General features: G+C 74.0%; 10 protein-coding genes. 6 read left to right on the forward strand and 4 right to left on the reverse strand.

Features of this window, described 5'->3' with window-relative positions; all coding sequences use genetic code 11:
- Window positions 1–102: 102 nt before the first annotated feature.
- Window positions 103–720: an FKBP-type peptidyl-prolyl cis-trans isomerase gene (locus RAN62_RS11340; RefSeq protein WP_305784519.1), complete on the reverse strand. Its 618-nt coding sequence runs from the start codon at window positions 718–720 to the stop codon at window positions 103–105.
- Between the two features lie 179 nt (window positions 721–899).
- Here RAN62_RS11340 and RAN62_RS11345 point away from each other — a divergent pair, with 179 nt between their 5' ends.
- From RAN62_RS11345 to RAN62_RS11360, 4 genes are all read left to right on the forward strand, one after another.
- Window positions 900–1,856 carry a hypothetical protein gene (locus tag RAN62_RS11345; RefSeq protein WP_305784520.1) on the forward strand — a complete coding sequence of 319 codons (957 nt, stop codon included), beginning with the start codon at window positions 900–902 and terminating at the stop codon, window positions 1,854–1,856.
- A 94-nt stretch (window positions 1,857–1,950) separates the two neighbouring features.
- Window positions 1,951–4,317: an MMPL family transporter gene (locus RAN62_RS11350; protein ID WP_305784521.1), complete on the forward strand. Its 2,367-nt coding sequence runs from the start codon at window positions 1,951–1,953 to the stop codon at window positions 4,315–4,317.
- 80 nt (window positions 4,318–4,397) lie between these two features.
- Entirely contained in the window at window positions 4,398–5,924 is a 1,527-nt protein-coding gene (locus tag RAN62_RS11355; RefSeq protein ID WP_305784522.1) for an SDR family NAD(P)-dependent oxidoreductase, read from the forward strand.
- A complete protein-coding gene (locus RAN62_RS11360; RefSeq protein ID WP_305784523.1) occupies window positions 5,921–6,949 on the forward strand; it encodes an aminoglycoside phosphotransferase family protein in 1,029 nt (342 codons plus the stop codon). The genes RAN62_RS11355 and RAN62_RS11360 overlap by 4 nt, the downstream gene beginning before the upstream one ends.
- A gap of 154 nt (window positions 6,950–7,103) precedes the next feature.
- Here the strand turns inward: RAN62_RS11360 and RAN62_RS11365 are convergent, their stop codons facing one another.
- On the reverse strand, window positions 7,104–7,883 hold the full coding sequence (locus RAN62_RS11365) for a class I SAM-dependent methyltransferase (RefSeq protein ID WP_305784524.1): 780 nt from the start codon (window positions 7,881–7,883) through the stop codon (window positions 7,104–7,106).
- A 75-nt stretch (window positions 7,884–7,958) separates the two neighbouring features.
- Window positions 7,959–8,576: a TetR/AcrR family transcriptional regulator gene (locus RAN62_RS11370; RefSeq protein WP_305784525.1), complete on the reverse strand. Its 618-nt coding sequence runs from the start codon at window positions 8,574–8,576 to the stop codon at window positions 7,959–7,961.
- Between the two features lie 78 nt (window positions 8,577–8,654).
- Here RAN62_RS11370 and RAN62_RS11375 point away from each other — a divergent pair, with 78 nt between their 5' ends.
- Window positions 8,655–9,743, forward strand: coding sequence for a glycosyltransferase (locus RAN62_RS11375; RefSeq protein WP_305784526.1), 1,089 nt, complete (start codon window positions 8,655–8,657; stop codon window positions 9,741–9,743).
- A gap of 104 nt (window positions 9,744–9,847) precedes the next feature.
- Window positions 9,848–12,784, forward strand: a complete 2,937-nt coding sequence (locus tag RAN62_RS11380) for a fibronectin type III domain-containing protein (RefSeq protein WP_305784527.1) — start codon at window positions 9,848–9,850, stop codon at window positions 12,782–12,784.
- Here RAN62_RS11380 and RAN62_RS11385 read toward each other — a convergent pair.
- Complete coding sequence (locus tag RAN62_RS11385) at window positions 12,725–17,323, reverse strand: multicopper oxidase domain-containing protein (protein ID WP_305784528.1); 4,599 nt, start codon at window positions 17,321–17,323, stop codon at window positions 12,725–12,727. The two genes, RAN62_RS11380 and RAN62_RS11385, sit on opposite strands and share 60 nt — an antisense overlap.

The raw sequence follows: 17,323 nt of genomic DNA on the forward strand, positions 1-17,323 counted from the left end.
CTGAATGACAGAGCCGCGCGAATCCAGCCGATCAACGGATGTCGTACGTCCACATCGGACCGGGACAGAAGTCGTCAAGACGTGCGATGTCCCGCGGCGTCTTTACTGCGCGGCCAGGATGTCCACGACGAAGCGGAGGTCGCCGCCGGGCTGGCCGCCGGTCGGGTTCTCGCCGTAGCCGAGCTCGGCCGGGATGTCGAGCTGGACCCGGCTGCCCACCGGCACGCCCACCAGGCCCTGGTCCCAGCCCTGGATCAGCTGGCCGGCGCCGACCGGGAAGACGGCGGGCTGGCCGCGGTCCCAGGACGAGTCGAACTGCTTGCCGTCGGCGTAGGTGACGCCGATGTAGTTGGCCTGGATGGTCTGACCGGCGGTGACCTTCGGGCCCTTGCCCTCGATGATCGGGGTGACGACCAGCTCGGTGAGCCGCTTGGTGCCGCCCGCCTTCACGTCGGGCTTCTGCTGCAGGGCGGGGTCGATCTCGCCGGTCGGGGCGCTCGGGTCTCCCGCCGGGGGAACAGGCTCCGCGGAAGCCTCCGGGGACGGCGCGGCCGCCGACGGCGCCGCGGGGGCCGGGGCGGCCGTGGAGGTGGAGTCGTCGTCCGACAGCTGGACGCCGACGAAGACGGCCACGAGCACGACGATCACGGCGACGCCCGCGAGCGCACCCAGCAGCGCCTGGCTCCGGCGCTTGCCGGCGGTCTTGTCCTGGACACTCATCGGTTCGGATCTCCTGTCGGACGGCTCGGGAGGGGACACGGGGGAAACTTCGGACACGGTACTCGCCGTCCCGCGGTGACTCTCCGCCGAACCGCCGATCACCCCACCTCCCCCGGGGACGGTTACTCAATTCGCTCTTCTCCGTCACTCACTGAAGGTGAGAGCGTGTACTCCCGCAGGTGACTGCGCCACTGACGATCAGGACGACCGGGAGGACCGCGGTGCCGGAGGACCCCTACACCGGGCGGACCACCGGGCGCCGCGCCAAGGCCGTCCCGGCGGCGCTGCTCGAGGACCGCCGCCGGCACCTGACCGACTATCTGCTGCCCGCCACCGTCATCCTCGCCGGGGTGCTCGTCGTGGTGGCCGGCGGCTTCGTCATCAGCCACCTCGGCCAGGACGACACCGCCGCGCTCCCGCAGCCACAGCCACCCGCGCTCCCGGACGTGCCGCTCGACCCGCCCCCCGCGTCGCAGTTCCCCATCCCCCTCGAGAGCGACACGCCCACGCCCACCCCGAGCTTCAGCACCCCGCCGACGACCCGGCCCACCACGCCGCCGTCGCGCAAGGAGCGGCCGACGCCGTTCCCGGGCTCGGTCTCGGTGACGCGGGCGGGCATCGCGGGGCTGGTCGACCTCGGCGCCGAGGGCAGCCGGGACTGGGTGCACTGGGGGCAGGAGGGCACCTTCTCGCTCGAGCGCAAGGACGGCGGCGACTTCGCCATCCTCGAGGGCGCGCCGACCGCGCCGCGCTTCCGGCACGGCCTGAGCCCGCAGCGCTTCCGCTGGGACGGCGGCAGCCCGGTCGAGCACTCCGACGGCACGCCCACCGGCATCCGCACCTGCGACAAGGGCAACGGCTTCACCCTGTCGGCGCCGGCCGGGACGACCAGCCGCACCCTCAAGCTGTACGTCGGGGCGGTCGCGGCCCGCGGCAAGCTGACGGCCAAGCTGTCGACGGGCGGGCCGGTGGGCACCGCCACGTTCACCCAGAGCGGGAACAACCTCGCCACGACGGCGTACGTGATCACGTACCGCGCGCCCAAGGCCGGCAAGCTCACCCTGACCTGGACCACCGACGCGTCCTTCGACGACGACTGCGGCGGCGTCGCCCTCGAGGCGGCCACGCTGCGCTAGGAACGACCGCGGCCGGGCGAGTGGGGACCCGCACACGCCGCGAGCAGGGCACAACCGAAAAGGGGATCAGTTGTTCGCCGGGTGGGGATCTTGGGTGGCCCGGTTCCGCCTGCCGGTGCTGGCGGTCGCGCTCGTCGCGGTCGTCTCCGCCGGGGTGTGGGGCCTGGGCGTCTTCGACCGGCTGACCGAGGGTGGCTACGGCGACCCCGGCAGCGAGTCGAGCCGGGCCGCGGAGGTGGTGGCGCGGGAGCTGGGGGCGACGGCCGGGGACGTCGTCGCGGTGTACCGGCCTGTCACCGGCTCGATCGAGGAGCCGGCGGTCGGCCAGCGCGTCACGAGCACGCTGTCGGCGTTGCCGAAGTCGGCCGTGGCGGGCGTCGCCGGCTACTGGCCGGACCGGGCGCCGCAGTTCGCGTCCGCCGACGGCCGGAGCGCGGTCATGGTGCTCACGCTGGCCGGGGCGGACGACGGGGCGAAGCTGGACGCGTACCAGGAGATCAAGGACCGGCTGGCCGTGACCGGGCTGGACGTGCAGCTCTCCGGGGCCGCGCCGCTGGCCGACGCGTCCGCGAGCCGGTCGACCGAGGACCTGGCCTTCGCCGAGGCGATCTCGCTGCCGATCGTGCTGGTGCTGCTGCTGTTCATCTTCGGCTCGCTGGTGGCCGCGGCCCTGCCCGTGCTGGTCGGCGGGTGCGCGGTGCTCGGCTCGCTCGGGGTACTCCACGCCGTCTCGCACACGCACGACGTCAACTCTTTCGCCGTCAACGTGGCCAGCCTCCTCGGGCTGGGCATGGCCATCGACTACGGGCTGTTCATGGTCGGGCGCTTCCGCGAGGAGCTGGCCGCCGGCTCCGCCCCGCACCTCGCGGTGGCGCGGACCGTGGGCACCGCCGGGCGTACCGTCGTCTTCTCGGCGACCCTGCTCATGACCGCGCTGGCCGGCCTGCTGCTCTTCCCGCAGGGCTTCCTCAAGTCGCTCGCCTACGGCGGCCTGGCGGCCGTCGCGCTCGCGGCGATCCTGTCGCTCACCCTGCTGCCCGCGCTCCTGGCCGTCCTGGGTCACCGGGTCGACAAGCTGCCCGTACGCCTTCCGCGCCGCAAGCGTGCCGCGGGCGCCGAGGGTACGGGCTGGGCCCGCCTCGCCCGGCTGGTGCTGCGCCGCCCGGTGCTCGTGGCGCTGCCGATCCTCGCGGGGCTGCTCGTGCTGGCCGCGCCGATCCGGGGCGTGCAGTTCGGCGAGAACGACGAGCGGGTGCTGCCCGAGGGCGATCCCGCCCGGGTCGCCGTGGAGACGCTCAAGTCCGACTTCCCGGCGCTCAGCAGCGCCGGCGTGCAGGTCGTGCTGCGGGGCACCGGCGGGTTCGCCCCGTCCAAGGAGGGCGCCGCCGCGTTCGCCGACCGGCTCAACAACATGCACGGCATCGACACGGTGACGCCGTCCGGGGCGCGGGGCACGGTGATCACGTACACGGCGACTTTGATCAACCAGGATCCGTACAGCACCGACGCGCGGGACGTCGTGCGGGAGATCCGCGACGTGCGCCCGCCCGCCGCGACGGAGCTGCTCGTGGGCGGCGCCACGGCCCGCAACCTCGACAGCCTCGCCGCCACGGCCGACCGGCTGCCCGCCATGATCGGGCTGCTCGCCGGGGCGACGCTGCTGCTCATGTTCCTGGCCTTCGGCTCGGTGCTGCTGCCGGTCAAGGCCGTGGTGATGAGCGCGCTGAGCCTGAGCGCCACGTTCGGGGTGCTGGTCTGGATCTTCCAGGACGGCCACGGGGCGGGGCTGCTGAACGTCACGCCGGCGCCGCCCGAGGCGGGCATCGTCGTGCTGATGGCCGCGGTGGTGTTCGGGCTGTCGACCGACTACGAGGTGTTCCTGCTGTCCCGGATGGTCGAGGCCCGGGGCCGCGGCGCGTCGACCGAGGAGGCGGTGACGACCGGCCTGACGCGTACGGGCCGGGTGATCAGCGCGGCGGCGCTGCTGCTCATCGTGGTGACCGGGGCGTTCGCGCTGTCGAGCGTCACGACCATGCGCTTCGTCGGCGTGGGCATGATCGTCGCCCTGGTGCTGGACGCGACGGTGGTCCGGATGCTGCTGGTGCCGGCCGTGCTCAAGCTGCTCGGGAACGCGGCGTGGTGGGCGCCGGGGCCGCTCAAGCGCCTCCAGGAGCGGGCCGGCCTGGCCGAGGTCTCCTCCGAGCCTGCGCCGCCGGCCCCGCGCCTCCAGCTGCAACCCACCTTCCGGCAGGCGCCGGTCTCACCCCCGCCCGCCGCCTCCTGGGACATGCCGGTCGCCGGATCCGCGCCGCTGCCGGACATGCCCTTCGCCGGATCCGCGCCCGGTCCCGCCCCCGCGCGGATCTCCTTCGACCAGGCGCCGGGCGTCCCGCAGCAGCTCGGTCCGGCGCACCGGCGCCTGGAGCTGCCGGCCGCCCCCTCGGAGGAGGCCCCGCACTGACAAATCGCCCGTGTTGGCGGTGGCCGGGCCTCAGCGGATATCGTGGCGCGCTGACTGTTCGGGACTTTGACAGGACGAGGATGACCGCGACGACCGACGGGACCGCCGCCCCGGGGATCGACCCCGAGCGGCTCGCGCTCTGCCTGGCGGTGATCGCCGAGGCCGAGGAGCTCGACCCCGAGCACCCCGACGCGCTGGCCGTGCGCCGCGCCACCGCGGGGCTGTTCAAGGCGGTGAAGATGCGCCGCCGCAAGGACCGCCGCGACGCGATCCTGGCCCACGACCGGGCGGTGACCGCGGCCACCGCGACCGGGGCGCCGAGCCGGATCGACGACGAGACCGCCGGGCTGCCGCTGAGCACCGGGACCACCGGGCGCTCGGCCGGCACCCTGCGGCAGCCGCGCGGCTGTTACATCTGCAAGCAGCGCTACACCGAGGTCGACGCGTTCTACCACCAGCTGTGCCCGGCGTGCGCGGCGAGCAACCACGCCAAGCGGGAGGCGCGCACCGACCTGACCGGGCGCCGGGCCCTGCTGACCGGCGGCCGCGCCAAGATCGGCATGTACATCGCGCTGCGCCTGCTCCGCGACGGCGCCCACACGACGATCACGACGCGGTTCCCCAACGACGCCGTGCGCCGCTTCTCGGCCATGCCCGACAGCGGCGACTGGCTCCACCGGCTCCGGGTCGTCGGGCTCGACCTGCGCGACCCGGCCCAGGTGGTGGCGCTGGCCGAGTCCGTGGCCGCCCGGGGCCCGCTCGACATCCTGATCAACAACGCCGCGCAGACCGTCCGGCGCCCGCCCGGCTCCTATTCCGCCATCACCGCCGCGGAGTCCGACCACGTGGATCCCGGGCCGGTGGAGGTCGAATATCTCGGCGGCCCGTCCGCGCACACCGCCGCGCTGGCCGCCGCCGCCACGACCGAGTCCGGCGACCACTCCCCGGCGGGCTCCGGGATCGGTCTCACCGGCGCCGGGGCCGAGCTGGCCGCCACCGCGCAGGCCGCCGCGTTCACCCCGCACGCGCTGACCGCCCTGGCCCTGACCGGCGGCTCGGCCAGCATGGAGCGGATCGCCGACCTGACCGCGATCGACGCCGGCGGCCTGGTGCCCGACCTGGCCGCCACCAACAGCTGGAGCGACCGGGTCCACGAGGTGCTCCCGCTCGAGCTGCTCGAGGTCCAGCTCTGCAACGTCACGGCGCCGTTCATCCTGGTCAGCCGGCTGCGCGAGGCCATGCTCCGGTCGCCCTTCAAGCGCCGCTACGTGGTCAACGTCTCCGCGATGGAGGGCATCTTCCACCGCGGCTACAAGGGCGCCGGGCACCCGCACACCAACATGGCCAAGGCCGCGCTCAACATGCTCACCCGCACGAGCGCCGAGGACATGTTCGCCGACGGCATCCTCATGACGAGCGTCGACACCGGCTGGATCACCGACGAGCGGCCGCACCCGACCAAGGTCCGGCTGGCCGACGAGGGCTTCCACGCCCCGCTCGACCTGGTCGACGGCGCCGCCCGGGTCTACGACCCGATCGTGCGCGGCGAGGCCGGCGAGGACGTGTACGGCTGCTTCCTCAAGGACTACGCCCCGGTGCCGTGGTGACCGCCGTCCCCGGCGACCTCCCGGTGGTGCGGGAGCTGTCCCGCAACCCGGAGGCCCGCCGCTGGCTGGCGGACCTGCCCCGCCTCATCGACGAGGTGCGCGACGGCTTCGGCCTGGTCCTCGGCGCACCCCTGCACGGCGGCTCGTGCAGCTGGGTCGCCCCGGCCACCCTGGCCGACGGCACCGGGGTCATCGTCAAGATCAGCTGGCCCCACCGCGAGATGTACGCCGAACCCGCCGCCCTCCGCCTCTGGGACGGTCACGGCGCGGTCCGCCTCCTCCGCCACGACCGCAGCCGCCACGCCCTGGTCCTCGAACGATGCCTCCCCGGCGAGCAGCTGGCCGCCCGCGTCCTGGATCCCGTCCCCCGGGGCGCCGCCCGCAGCCCGGCCCCCGTCCCACCGGGCGCCGCCCGCGCCTCCTCGCCCGCCTCGCCCGGGTCTCCTGAGCGGGCCCTGCGCATCGCCGCGGCCGTGCTGCGCCGGCTGTGGTCGGCCGGCGTCCCCGAGGCGTGGGCCGCCCACGACCCGGAGACGCCCGAGTCGCTGGTCGACGTGGCCGCCGACTGGGGCGACATGGTCAGCGAGCGGATGGCGCGCCTGCACCCCGCCTATGACCCGGGCCTGGTCGCCGAGGGCGCCCGCCTGCTGCACGACCTGCCCCTGTCGGCGCCGCGCGAAGTGGTCCTGCACGGCGACTTCAACCCGGGCAACATCCTGTCGTCCGCCGCCGGGGGCGCGGCCGCCGGAGCCGACGGCGAGGACTGGGTCGCCATCGACCCGAAGCCGATGATCGGCGACCCCGCCTACGACTGCTGGCCCCTCATCGAGCAGATCGGCGACCCGGCCACCCGCCGCGACCGCGTCGCCCTGCTCGCCGCCGAACTCGACCTCGACCCGGCCCGCATCGCCGCCTGGTGCGTCGCCCGCTCGGTGGAAGCCGCCCTCTGGCGCACCCACCACGGCCGCGAACACGAGGGCGTGGCCGATCTGGCCGCCGCAGCCGCCCTGACCCGCCTCTTCTGACTCCCGCCGCGCCTCTTTCGACGCCCGCCGCGCCTCTTTCGACGTCCGCCGCGCCTCTTGACGCCGACCGCGCCTCTTTGGCGCCGGCCGACGCCTGCCCGGCCCGTCACCCTCAACGTCGCCGCGAACCGCCCACCCGCGCGGCGGACCCTGCTCAGCCGCGGGCGGTCAGCACGCGGGCCGTCGCGGGCAGACGGTAGCCGCCCGCCTCGGTCCGGTAGCCGGCGATCGTGTCGCCCATCAGCCGCCGGGCCTCGGCGTGGCGGTCCGGATCGAGCGCCCCGAACAGCTCGCCGAGCGGCCCGAACCCGGCCACGAACCCCCACCACGCCGCGAAGTCCGGATACTCCGTGTCCCACCGGAACGACGAGCCGTCGACGTCCCGCAGACCCGCCCCGGCCAGATGCCCCTCGAGGGCGCCGGGCCGCGCCGACTCCGCGAACGGCGCCTCGAAGCCGGGCACCGCCCCCGGCGGCAGGATGGCGCGCAGAACGGCCAGACCGAAGCGGGTGTACGGGCTCCCGTCGAGCTCGCTCCACGTACCGATGCTCAGGATCCCGCCGTCCCGCAGCACCCGTCGCGCCTCGCGTGCCGCGTCGCCGAAGGGCGCCGTTCCGGGCAGCAGCAGTCCCATGCGCGACGTGATCGCGTCGACCGAGCCGTCGCCGAACGTCAGCGCCGTCATGGACATCTCCCGGAAGTCGACGTCCAGGCCCTCCTCCGCGGCCTGCGCCCGCCCCACCGCCAGCACCGCGGGGTTGCTGTCGATCCCGGTGATCCGCAGGTCCGGGCGCCGCCGGGCCAGGTCCAGGCTCAGCCCTCCGGTGCCGCAGGCGATCTGCACGACGTGGGCACCCGCCCGAAGCTCGCCCAGCGGTGCCAGCAGCGTCCCGGCCAGCCCGTCGAGCAGCCGCATGATGTTGTGTCGGTCCACCCGGTCCAGTCTGGAGCCGCCCGCCGCCCGCGGCCATACGCGACAAGCCCGCATCCATACGCGGGCGCGCCGGGGTCAGCGGCGGAGCAGGGCGTCCGGCAGCACGGCGTTGAGCCACCCGGCGGACTCGTCGAGCGGCCACCCGAGGTCGTCGCTGCGGACGAACCAGGCGGCGTTGCAGAGGTAGATCCACAGGATCTCCGTGGCGCCGGACGGGGTGAGGCCGTCGCGCAAGGCGTCCAGCTCGCCCAGGCGGTCGGCCGTCAGCTGCAGCCCGGCGCGCAGGCTGGCGTGGGCGATCTCCATGCTCTGGCGCACGCCCGGCTCCTGGGGCGCGGCGGCGACGACCTGGCGCATGAGGCCCGACCAGCGCTCGAACTCGTCCCGGGTGGCGCCGACGACCAGGCGCAGCAGCTCGTGCGGGTCGGTGGCGCTCTCGATGCGGGCGAGGATGCCGGAGGTCTCCGCGGCGCTGGTGGCGGACTGGATCAGCGTCCGCAGCAATCCGTTCTTCCCGCCGCCGACCGCGTAGACGGTGGCCGGCGAGACCCGGGCGGCCGCGGCGATGTCCTCGACCTTGGTGCCGAAGTAGCCGTGCTCGGCGAAGAGCCGCTGGGCGGCGTCGAGGATGGACTGCCGGGTGAGCTGGGCGTACTCGGTACGGCGGCCGGCGCGTCTCGGTGCGGATGTCACCGCTGGAGCGTAACTGCTACGTTCGCTGGAGTCGGCTCTGATGAACAGAGCCCACTCTGACGACAGAAGGGCACTCTGGTGCGCATCCTCTTCTCCAGCAGTCCGGCGTTCGGCCACTTGCTGCCGATGCTCCCGCTCGCGGCGGCGGCCCGGCGCGCGGGGCACGAGACAGCCGTGCTGACCCATCCCTCGCTGGCCGGCGCCGACCCCGCGCTGCCGCTGCTGCCCGCCGGCCCGAGCCAGGCCGAGCTGCTCGCCGACATCACCCGCCGCACCGGCGTCGACGCCCTCCAGGACCCGGCCGTCGGCGCGGTCGAGTTCTTCATCGGCAGCCGCATGCGCCTCGGCGCGGCCGACGCCGTCGCGGCGGCCCGCCAGTTCGCGCCCGACCTGATCGTCGCCGAGCTGGTCGACTATCTCGGCCAGTTCGCCGCCGCCGTCCTGGGCGTCCCGTGGGTGTCCCACGGCGCCACGCTCCCGCTCGTGCCGCCGCTGGCCGAGCAGTTCGCCCACCACGCCGCCCTGCGCTTCGCCGAGCACGGCGCCACCCCCACCCCGGCCCTGGCCTACGTGGACCCGTGGCCGGACAGCCTGGTGCGCCCCACCGACCACTACCCGTACGAGCGCCTCCCCGTCCGCCCCGACCCGCACATCGGCGACGGCGCGCCCTGGTCGCCCCCGGCGTTCCCCGGCCGCGAGGACCGCCCGACCGTCCTGATCACCCTGGGCACCGTCCACGACGACCCCGCGATCCTGCGCGCCGTGGTCGACGACGTGGCCGCCCTCGACGTCAACGTGATCGCGGGCGGAGCCGCCGGAACAGCCCGGGAGAACGTCGCCGAGGTCGGCTTCGTCCCGATGCGCGACCTGCTCGACGCGTCGGACCTGGTCGTCTCCGCGGCCGGTGCGGGCACGATGATCTCGACCCTGGGCGCCGGGCTCCCGTCCGTCCTGCTGCCGCTCGGCCTCGACAAGCCGGTCAACGCCGAGCGGGCCGCGGCCACCGGCGCCGCCCTGGTCGCCACGGCGCCCGGGGAGATCGGCGCGCTGGCCGGCAAGGTGCTCAGCGACCCCTCGTACGCCGGCGCCGCCCGCGCCGTGGCCGCCGAGATCGCCGCCATGCCCGCCCCCGAAGCCGTCCTGGACCAGCTGCTCGCCCGCGTCTGAGAAACAGCACCGATCGCGCGGATTCCGCCACGCCGCCCCCGCGACTCGGGCAAGCTGACCGTCAGGGGTCTGCCCCGCACCGCAGCTCAGCCCAGGGGGATCTCGTGGCGGGACTCCGCGCGACGGCGATCGTCCTCGGCCTCCTCCTCGCGGCCGCGAACCTCCCCGCCACCCCCGCGCCCACCCCGGTGGCCCCGGTCGCCTATGACGCCGTGCCGCTGGCCGGCGAGCCCGGGACCCTGGTCGCCGTGGCGGGCAACATCGCCTGCGGGCACACGACGCCGGCCTTCAACGACGCGCGGGGCACCGCCGTCGGCTGCGCGATGGGCCGGACCTCCGACATGATCCTGCGGGCCGGCGACGCCGTCGAGTCGGTGCTCGCCGTCGGCGACCTGCAGTACGAGCACGGCGAGTGGGAGGATCTCCAGCTGTCCTTCGACCCGACGTGGGGCCGGCTCAAGAACAAGATCAACCCGGTGCCGGGCAGCCACGAGTACTCGATCGCGGGCGCGCCCGACTACTACCGCTACTGGGGTGACCAGGCGCATCCGGACACCAAGAGCAACTACTCGTTCGAGACCGGCGGCTGGAAGATCTACGCCCTCAGCTCCGCCTGCGCCGCCCACGACTGCTCGCCCGGCGGCCGGGTCTACGAGTGGCTCAAGGGTGAGCTGCAGGGCGACGGCCCGGACCAGTGCCAGCTGGCCTACTGGCACCACCCGATCCTGTCGGTGGGCCAATTCGGCAACAACACGACCATGCCGCCGCTGGCCCGCCTGCTCTACGCGGCCGGCGCCGACGTCGTCGTCAACGCGCACGACCACAACTATCAGCGATGGGCGCGGATCACGCCGGAGGGCGCCGTCGACCCCGACCACGGCTACCGCAATTTCATCATCGGCTCGGGCGGCATCAACCATCATCGCTTCTACCAGCTCGACCCGGTGCGGCACGCGGGCTTCGAGACGGGCACCGACCGGGAGTTCGGGGTCATGTTCATGAAGCTCAACCCCCAGGGGTACGCCTGGGAGTACCGCACCCTCGGCGGCACGTACACGGACACGGGCCGGGAGGTGTGTCACCGGGAGCCCGGCACGTCCCCGGTGCCCGTCCCGGCGACGGCGCCCAAACCGAACCCGAAGGGCCTGCCGATCCCGGGCACGAAGGTCAACCTCCCCAACCCACCGACCGTGGTGCCCGCCGCGAAGGACGGCACGCTCGAGGTGGCCTGGCTGCCGCCCACCAAGCCGGGTACGGCCGGCCCGGTCGACCAGTACCGCATCAGCGTCTACGGCGCCGAGCCCACCCACCCGACGGAGGTGGTGCCGATCGCGCAACGCACGGCGGGCGCCACGGCGACGAGCGTCTCCTACGACATGTCCGGCTCGCCGGGCTGGCAGCTGCGGGCGACCGTGGAGGCCCGCAACCCCGGCGGCTGGGGCAACCCGGCCGTCCTCTCCGCCGGCTTTCCAGCGACGAAGGCAGGAAAAGCGACGGAGGCAGGAAAAGCGCCGGAGAAATCACCAGGGCCAGCTGTGCCGGACGGCTGGACACCCCTGCCACCCGACTACCCGCTGCCCCCGATCTCGCACCCCGGCACACCCCGGTCGGCGAAAGCCCGCGCGGGCAACGGCACGGCCACCGTCACCTGGCGCCCGCCGACCACGGACGGCGGCTCGCCGATGACCGGGTACGCCGTCTACGCCACCCCCGGCGGCCTGGTCGCCACGGCCGGCCCGGACGACGTGGACGCCACGGTGACCGGCCTGGTCAACGACACCCCGTACGTCTTCCAGGTCACCGCGGTCAACGACGTCGCCGAGTCGGCCCCCACCAACGAGACCGCCCCGGTGACTCCCACCAAGACGGTCACGTCGCCGTCCGCCCGGGTGCCGAGCGCCCCGGTTCAGGTCGACGCGACGCCGGGGAACGGCTCGGCGACGGTCACGTGGGGCCCACCCGTCACCGACGGCGGGGCGCCCGTTACCGCGTACACAGTGAAGTCCTCGCCCGACGCACACACCGCCACCGTCGACGGCACATTGAGCTCCGCGCGCGTGGACGGGCTGCGCTCCGGGGCGACGTACACCTTCACCGTGACGGCCAAGAACGCGGCCGGCGTCTCCGGTCCCGGCGGCCCGAGCAGCCCCATAACCCTGCCCGGTGGAGTAAGCCGGCCCGGCGGAGGGGAAACGCCCGGCGGAGGCAAGGTGACCGTGCCCACCCACCCCCGCACCCCGGTCGCCGTCGCCGGGGCGCGATCGGCCAAGGTCACTTGGACCGCGCCCGCCTCCGACGGCGGCAGCCCGCTCACCGGCTACATCGTGCAGCTCACCAACGGCATCGCGCAGGCCGTCCCCGCCGGCACGACCAGCACGACCTTCGGCGGCCTGCGCGCCGGCACGGCCTATCGCTTCACCGTCGTCGCCGTGAACCGGATCGGCCGGTCGGCGCAGAGCGACGAGACCCGCCCGGTCCAGCCCTTCGACCCGGTCACCGCCCCCACGGCGCCGGGGTCCGTGGTCGCGGCCGCCGGCGACGGCTACGCGAAGGTGGCGTGGTCGGCGCCGGCGGAGGACGGCGGCTCACCCATCCTGTCCTACACGGTCGGCGCCAACGACCCCGCCGTCGCCACCCAGGTCACGGGCGACCAGCTCGAGGCCACGGTCCGGGGCCTGACCAACGGCCGGAAGTACACCTTCACGGTGCTCGCCGAGAACGCCGCCGGCCTCTCCCCGCGCTCCCCCGCCTCCGCCGCCGTGACGCCCGTGCTCGGCGCCCCCGACCCGCCCGACCCGGTGCCGTCCGGCCCGGCCGCAGCCGATGCCGGGGGCGACTCCCCGGCGGAAACAGCCGTCAGCACCTGGTTCCAGCGTCCCCACGAGCACGTGCTCCCCGTCGCCCTGATCACGACGGTCGTCGTCGCGCTGGCCGGCGGCGCCCTCATCCTGTGGCGGCGCCGCCGGCTCGGGAAGGAGCGGTCACTCGACGCGGATGATGCCCCACACTCCGTTCTCCACGGCCCACCGGAAGGCCCCTGACCGGTACGCGTGGTCGCCCGCGTGCCGCGCCCGCATGACCAGCGTCCGCGCGTAACCGGACGTCAGCCCGGCCACCGACCCCTCGAACGGCGACACCGGCAGCCACGGCGCGCTCTCCCACGCCATCCCGTGCACGGTGAACGTGTGCGCCCGGGGCTTGTCGCCACTGCCGAGCAGCCGCAGCCACAACGTCTGGCCCACCTCGGCATGCCAGATCGGCGTCGGCGGGTCGTCCCGGGTGAGGACGTCCCGCGGATGCGCGAGCGCCGAGCCGTAGCTGACGCCCTTCTGCCCCGAGTCCTCCGGGTCGTCGTCGGGCACGACGTCGCGTACGGGCAGATCGGGGTTGCCCGCCACGAAGTGCCGCATCCCGTCCTGCACCAGCAGCACCTGCTCGTTGGCGACGACCCGGCCCGCCTCGTCGCGCAGCCACACGTTGCCGCCGGTCCACCGCTCGACGCCGGTGCGCGGGTCGGTGGGCGTCACGTCGCCCGGCTCCACGACCAGCGCGCCGATCAGCCCGTGGTGCGGGTGGTTGCGCACGTCGGCCATGTCCTTGAGGTGACAGACCTGACCCGGGCCTTCCGTGTACGACTCCGGGGCCAGCTGGTCGTCCGCGAACCACCAGTACTCGCGCCAGTTCGTCTCCGCGTGGTCGTGCCGCGCCCCGTCCCGGAGCACCACGACTCCCGTCGCCTCGGGGTCGGCCGGCGTGTGCGTGTGCTCCTCCGGCGGCCGCGCGGCGACCGTGCCGTCGTGGTTGCGCCCCACGTTGGCGCCGTCGTCACTCACCACGTCGTAGCGCAGCAGCGCCGGGTGCAGCGACACCCGCGGGGTCACCGTGCGCTGGTCCTCGTCCAGGGGCACCCGGGGCGGCGACGGCTCCACGTTGAAGTCGGGCAGCAGCGGGCCCCCGTCGAGCTCGATCTCGTTGATGAGCGTCACCTTGACCCACTCGCCCCGGCGGGCCCGCAGCACCAGCGGCTCCCGGGTCTCGCGGACGCCCACCGCCGTACGGAAGCCGTCCTCGCCGGTGACGAAGCCGTCCGCCTCCTCGAAGATGAGCCCCCACGGGTCGGTGAGCCGCCGGCCGTCGTACTCGTGCTCGTGGCGGCGGGCCCGGACCACGTACTCACGAACGCCCGTCCCGTGCAGAGGCCGCGGCGGCAGGGTCGAGGCACGCGCCGGGCCGGGCAGCCGGGGCAGCTCGCGCAGCGTGTCCTCGTGCGGCACCAGCGCCCGGACGAGACCCCAGCAGCCGAGCCACAGGTCGTCCAGGTTGGCGAACTGCCACAGGTGGTCGCCGGTCCCGTACTCGTCGAGGTCGAGGGTGAACGCCTCGGAGATGCCGATCGTCTGCTGGTTGACGAGCGTCGAGCGCGGGTCGTGCCACTCGCGGCGCCAGCGCAGCCCGTTCGTGGCGAAGCTGTGCGACTCCTCGTGCGAGCCCTGGATCAGCCGGATCCGCATCGGCTCCCCCGCGTACGTGCGGATGAGCTCGGTCTCCGGGTCACCGGTCTCGTCGAGGGGCGGCTCCGGGTCCGCCGGCACCTCCTTGACCGGCGTGTCCACGTCCTTCACCGCCGGCACCGCCTCGGCGTGCGCCCCGGAATCGTCCGGCCGGGCCGCCGGCGCCCCGGCCAGCGCCTGCCGCACGGCGAGAGCCTCCTCGTCCTCCTCCTCGGGCTCCTCGGGCTCCTCGACCGCCGGCACGCCGTTGCTCGCGAACCACTGCGACGGGTCGTCGCCCCGGAACGTCAGCGGCGCGCTCCGATAATTGACCGCCATCGAGCCCGGGTCGTCGTCCCCGCTCAGCTCGCCGGGTGGGTTGAGCGGCTTGCCGGCCGCGTCGGTCAGCGGCACGAAGTCGCCGATCGCCAGGCAGGCCTCCCGGAAGGGCGGGATCCCGCTGCCGACCGGCGGCAGGATGACGGCCTGCGGCCCGGACCACGCGACCGTCTCCTGGTCCGGGGTCAGCCAGCGGGAGCCGTGCGGCTCGGCGATCAGGGCGGCGAAGAGCCCGTGCTTCTGCCGGTAGTTCGCGAGCAGGTGGTCGTGGAAGAAGCACGGCCCGAACTCCTCGTCGACCACCCAGCGGTGCAGGCCCACGACGCGCGGCAGGAACCGCGGGTCCTCGGGCACCTCGGCCACGGCCTCGTCGCAGCTCGCGCCGGCCAGATAGTTCCACCCCGTGGACGAGCCGTCGGCGGCCAGGACGTCGAACTTCACCAGGTGCACGTGCAGCCCGCACTCGACCGGCGGCGTGCGCAGGTCGAACCCGTCCGGCGGCAGCTCGGTCAGCGCGTTGAACATGCGCAGCTCGACGATGTCGCCCTGGTTCGCGCGCGGGAAGAACGGCTCGATCGGCCGTTCCGGCCGATCCTCGACCTCGACGCCGTCCACCGCCACCCGGGTGATCCGGTAGTGGTGGCCGGTCGGGTCCTTCCAGCCGGCGTTGTTGTAGACGACCTCGCTCGCCGACACCTCGACGTCGTAGCTGACGATCCGCGGCGCGGGCAGCCCGGCGCGTTCGTTCCACCGAGCCTGGTCGCCGTCGAGGTCCACGAAGAGCATGCCCGGCTGCGGGTTGGCGACCGCACCCGGCGCGAAGGCGGCCAGCTCCTTGTCCGAGTGCAGCGGCATGCCGAGCAGCCGCCGGCGACCGCCGAGGAACTCGTCCACGACCGCGGGCGGCGGCGGGGACTTGCGCGGGAAGGTCGCGTCGATGAACCAGGGGAAACCCGGATGCGCTTCGTCGGTGGGTTCCGGCCGGCGGCCCGGCAGCGGCCTGAGCGGGTGGACCGGCGTCCCGTCCGGGTACGCCGTCACGGTCACGCCGTCGACGAGCCGGTCGAAGCTCCGCCACAACCCCCACATCCCGTGGTGGAAGTGCGGGTAGAGGTGACAGTGCCAGATGATGTCGCCGGGCGCGTGCTGGCGGCTGCCCGACCCGTACAGGGGATCGATGGTGAACGTGGTCTGCGGGCCGATGCTGATCGAGTCGAGCAGCTGGGAGCCGCGCGCCTGCCCCGGCTCGGCGCTGTCGCCCGGGGTCGCCCGCCACTGGTGGACGTGCAGGTGGAAGACGTGGGTCTCCTTGACCCCGGCGTGCAGCAGCCGCACCCGGGCCGGATCACCCTTGTACGCCCGGAAGATCGGCGTCACCGGATCCCCGAACAGCCACGAGCTGTGGTGCTGCTCCTCGCCCGCGACCCGTTCGAGGAACCGGCCGTCGGAGGTGCGCCCGATCCGGAACACCTCGGCCAGGTCCTCGTCCAGCTCGATGCCCACCGCGGCGAAGTCCACCTCGCCCTCCGGCGGCAGCGGCCGGGTGAGCGTCTCCTCGGCCAGCCGGCGCATCCGGTGCGGCAACCGGTTGGGCATCGGCTCGGCCCGGTAGGACAGCGGCATCACCGAGTGCTCGCCGACCAGGTGCTGCCCGCTGTGCACCTCGGGCTCGTCGTGCAGGAACACGGTGAACTCGCGGTGGCTGTGCGGCAGCCCGTCCAGGTGCAGGTCGACATAGTCGTCCGTCACCGTGTCCCCGGGCAGGATCACATCCACGTCCGGACCGTCGCCGAAGATCGTGCCGGTCAGCAGCTCCCCGGTCTCCGGGTCGGTCCAGGTCGCCCCGGGCGGCTCGACAATGAACGCACCGAAGAGCCCGTGGACATTGGTCCCCTTCTCCGTGCCGCGGACGTCGCCGAGATCGTTGACCACCCACACGCCCTCCCGAGCGGCGTGCCAGTGATAGGTGCGGCGCTCCCCCGGGCGTACCGTCGAAGGGGTGTTGCGGCCCACGGCCGCGCCGTCGTCCTCCTGCACCGAGCCGGTCAGGTCGCCCTGCACGTGCAGGCCGACCGTGCGGTCGCGCACCTGGTTCTCGAAGCGGACGTCGACGCGCTGCCCGAGCGCCGCGCGCAGCACCAGCGGCCGCACGACCGGGATCGGCCGCAGCGGGTTGAAGCGGTCGTAGGCGGGCGTGCGCTCGGCGAGCCCGGCCACGCTCTCGCGGTGGTCATTGAGCAACAGCCGGCGCACCCGCGTGACGCTCAACCCGCTCTCCCGGGCCAGCCGGTGGAACGCGAGGTGGTCGTCCACCTCCAGCTTGGCGAGCCGCTCCGCGACGGCGGTACGCACCTGGGCGAGCGCCGCACGGTAAAGATCGGCCCAGGACGCCCGTACGACAGGATCGGGGTCGATGGTCGTGACAGCCCCATCGGTGAGCAGTTTCAGGGCCGCGGTCAGCTCCTCGACGGTGTCGCCGAAATTCTGCCGCTGAGCCTGCGTCACGGGAGCCGGGCGGCGGCTCATCTCCTCGAACCGGGCCAGCCCGTCGACGACGAGCTGCATCCACTGGGCGCGCTCGTGCATGCGGGGCAGGAACCGGTCGTCGTCCTCCCAGCGCGCGCGGGCGAAACGCAGCAGCGGCTCGTAGGCGCGCAGCGTGTAGAGCAGGCCGTCGGGGTCGTGGTCGCCGTCGAGGCCGTAGACGATGGGGAACTGCAGGGCGATGACGTCGTAGGTCAGGTCGGGCAT

This window comes from Symbioplanes lichenis (assembly GCF_030709675.1).
Lineage (GTDB): Bacteria > Actinomycetota > Actinomycetes > Mycobacteriales > Micromonosporaceae > Actinoplanes > Actinoplanes lichenis.

Bases quoted from the DNA above. Each gene is read 5' to 3' on its own strand.
- RAN62_RS11385 (WP_305784528.1), bottom strand. From the start codon at position 17,323: ATGCCCGACCTGACCTACGACGTCATCGCCCTGCAGTTCCCCATCGTC.
- RAN62_RS11340 (WP_305784519.1), bottom strand. From the start codon at position 720: ATGAGTGTCCAGGACAAGACCGCCGGCAAGCGCCGGAGCCAGGCGCTG.
- RAN62_RS11355 (WP_305784522.1), top strand. From the start codon at position 4,398: ATGACCGCGACGACCGACGGGACCGCCGCCCCGGGGATCGACCCCGAG.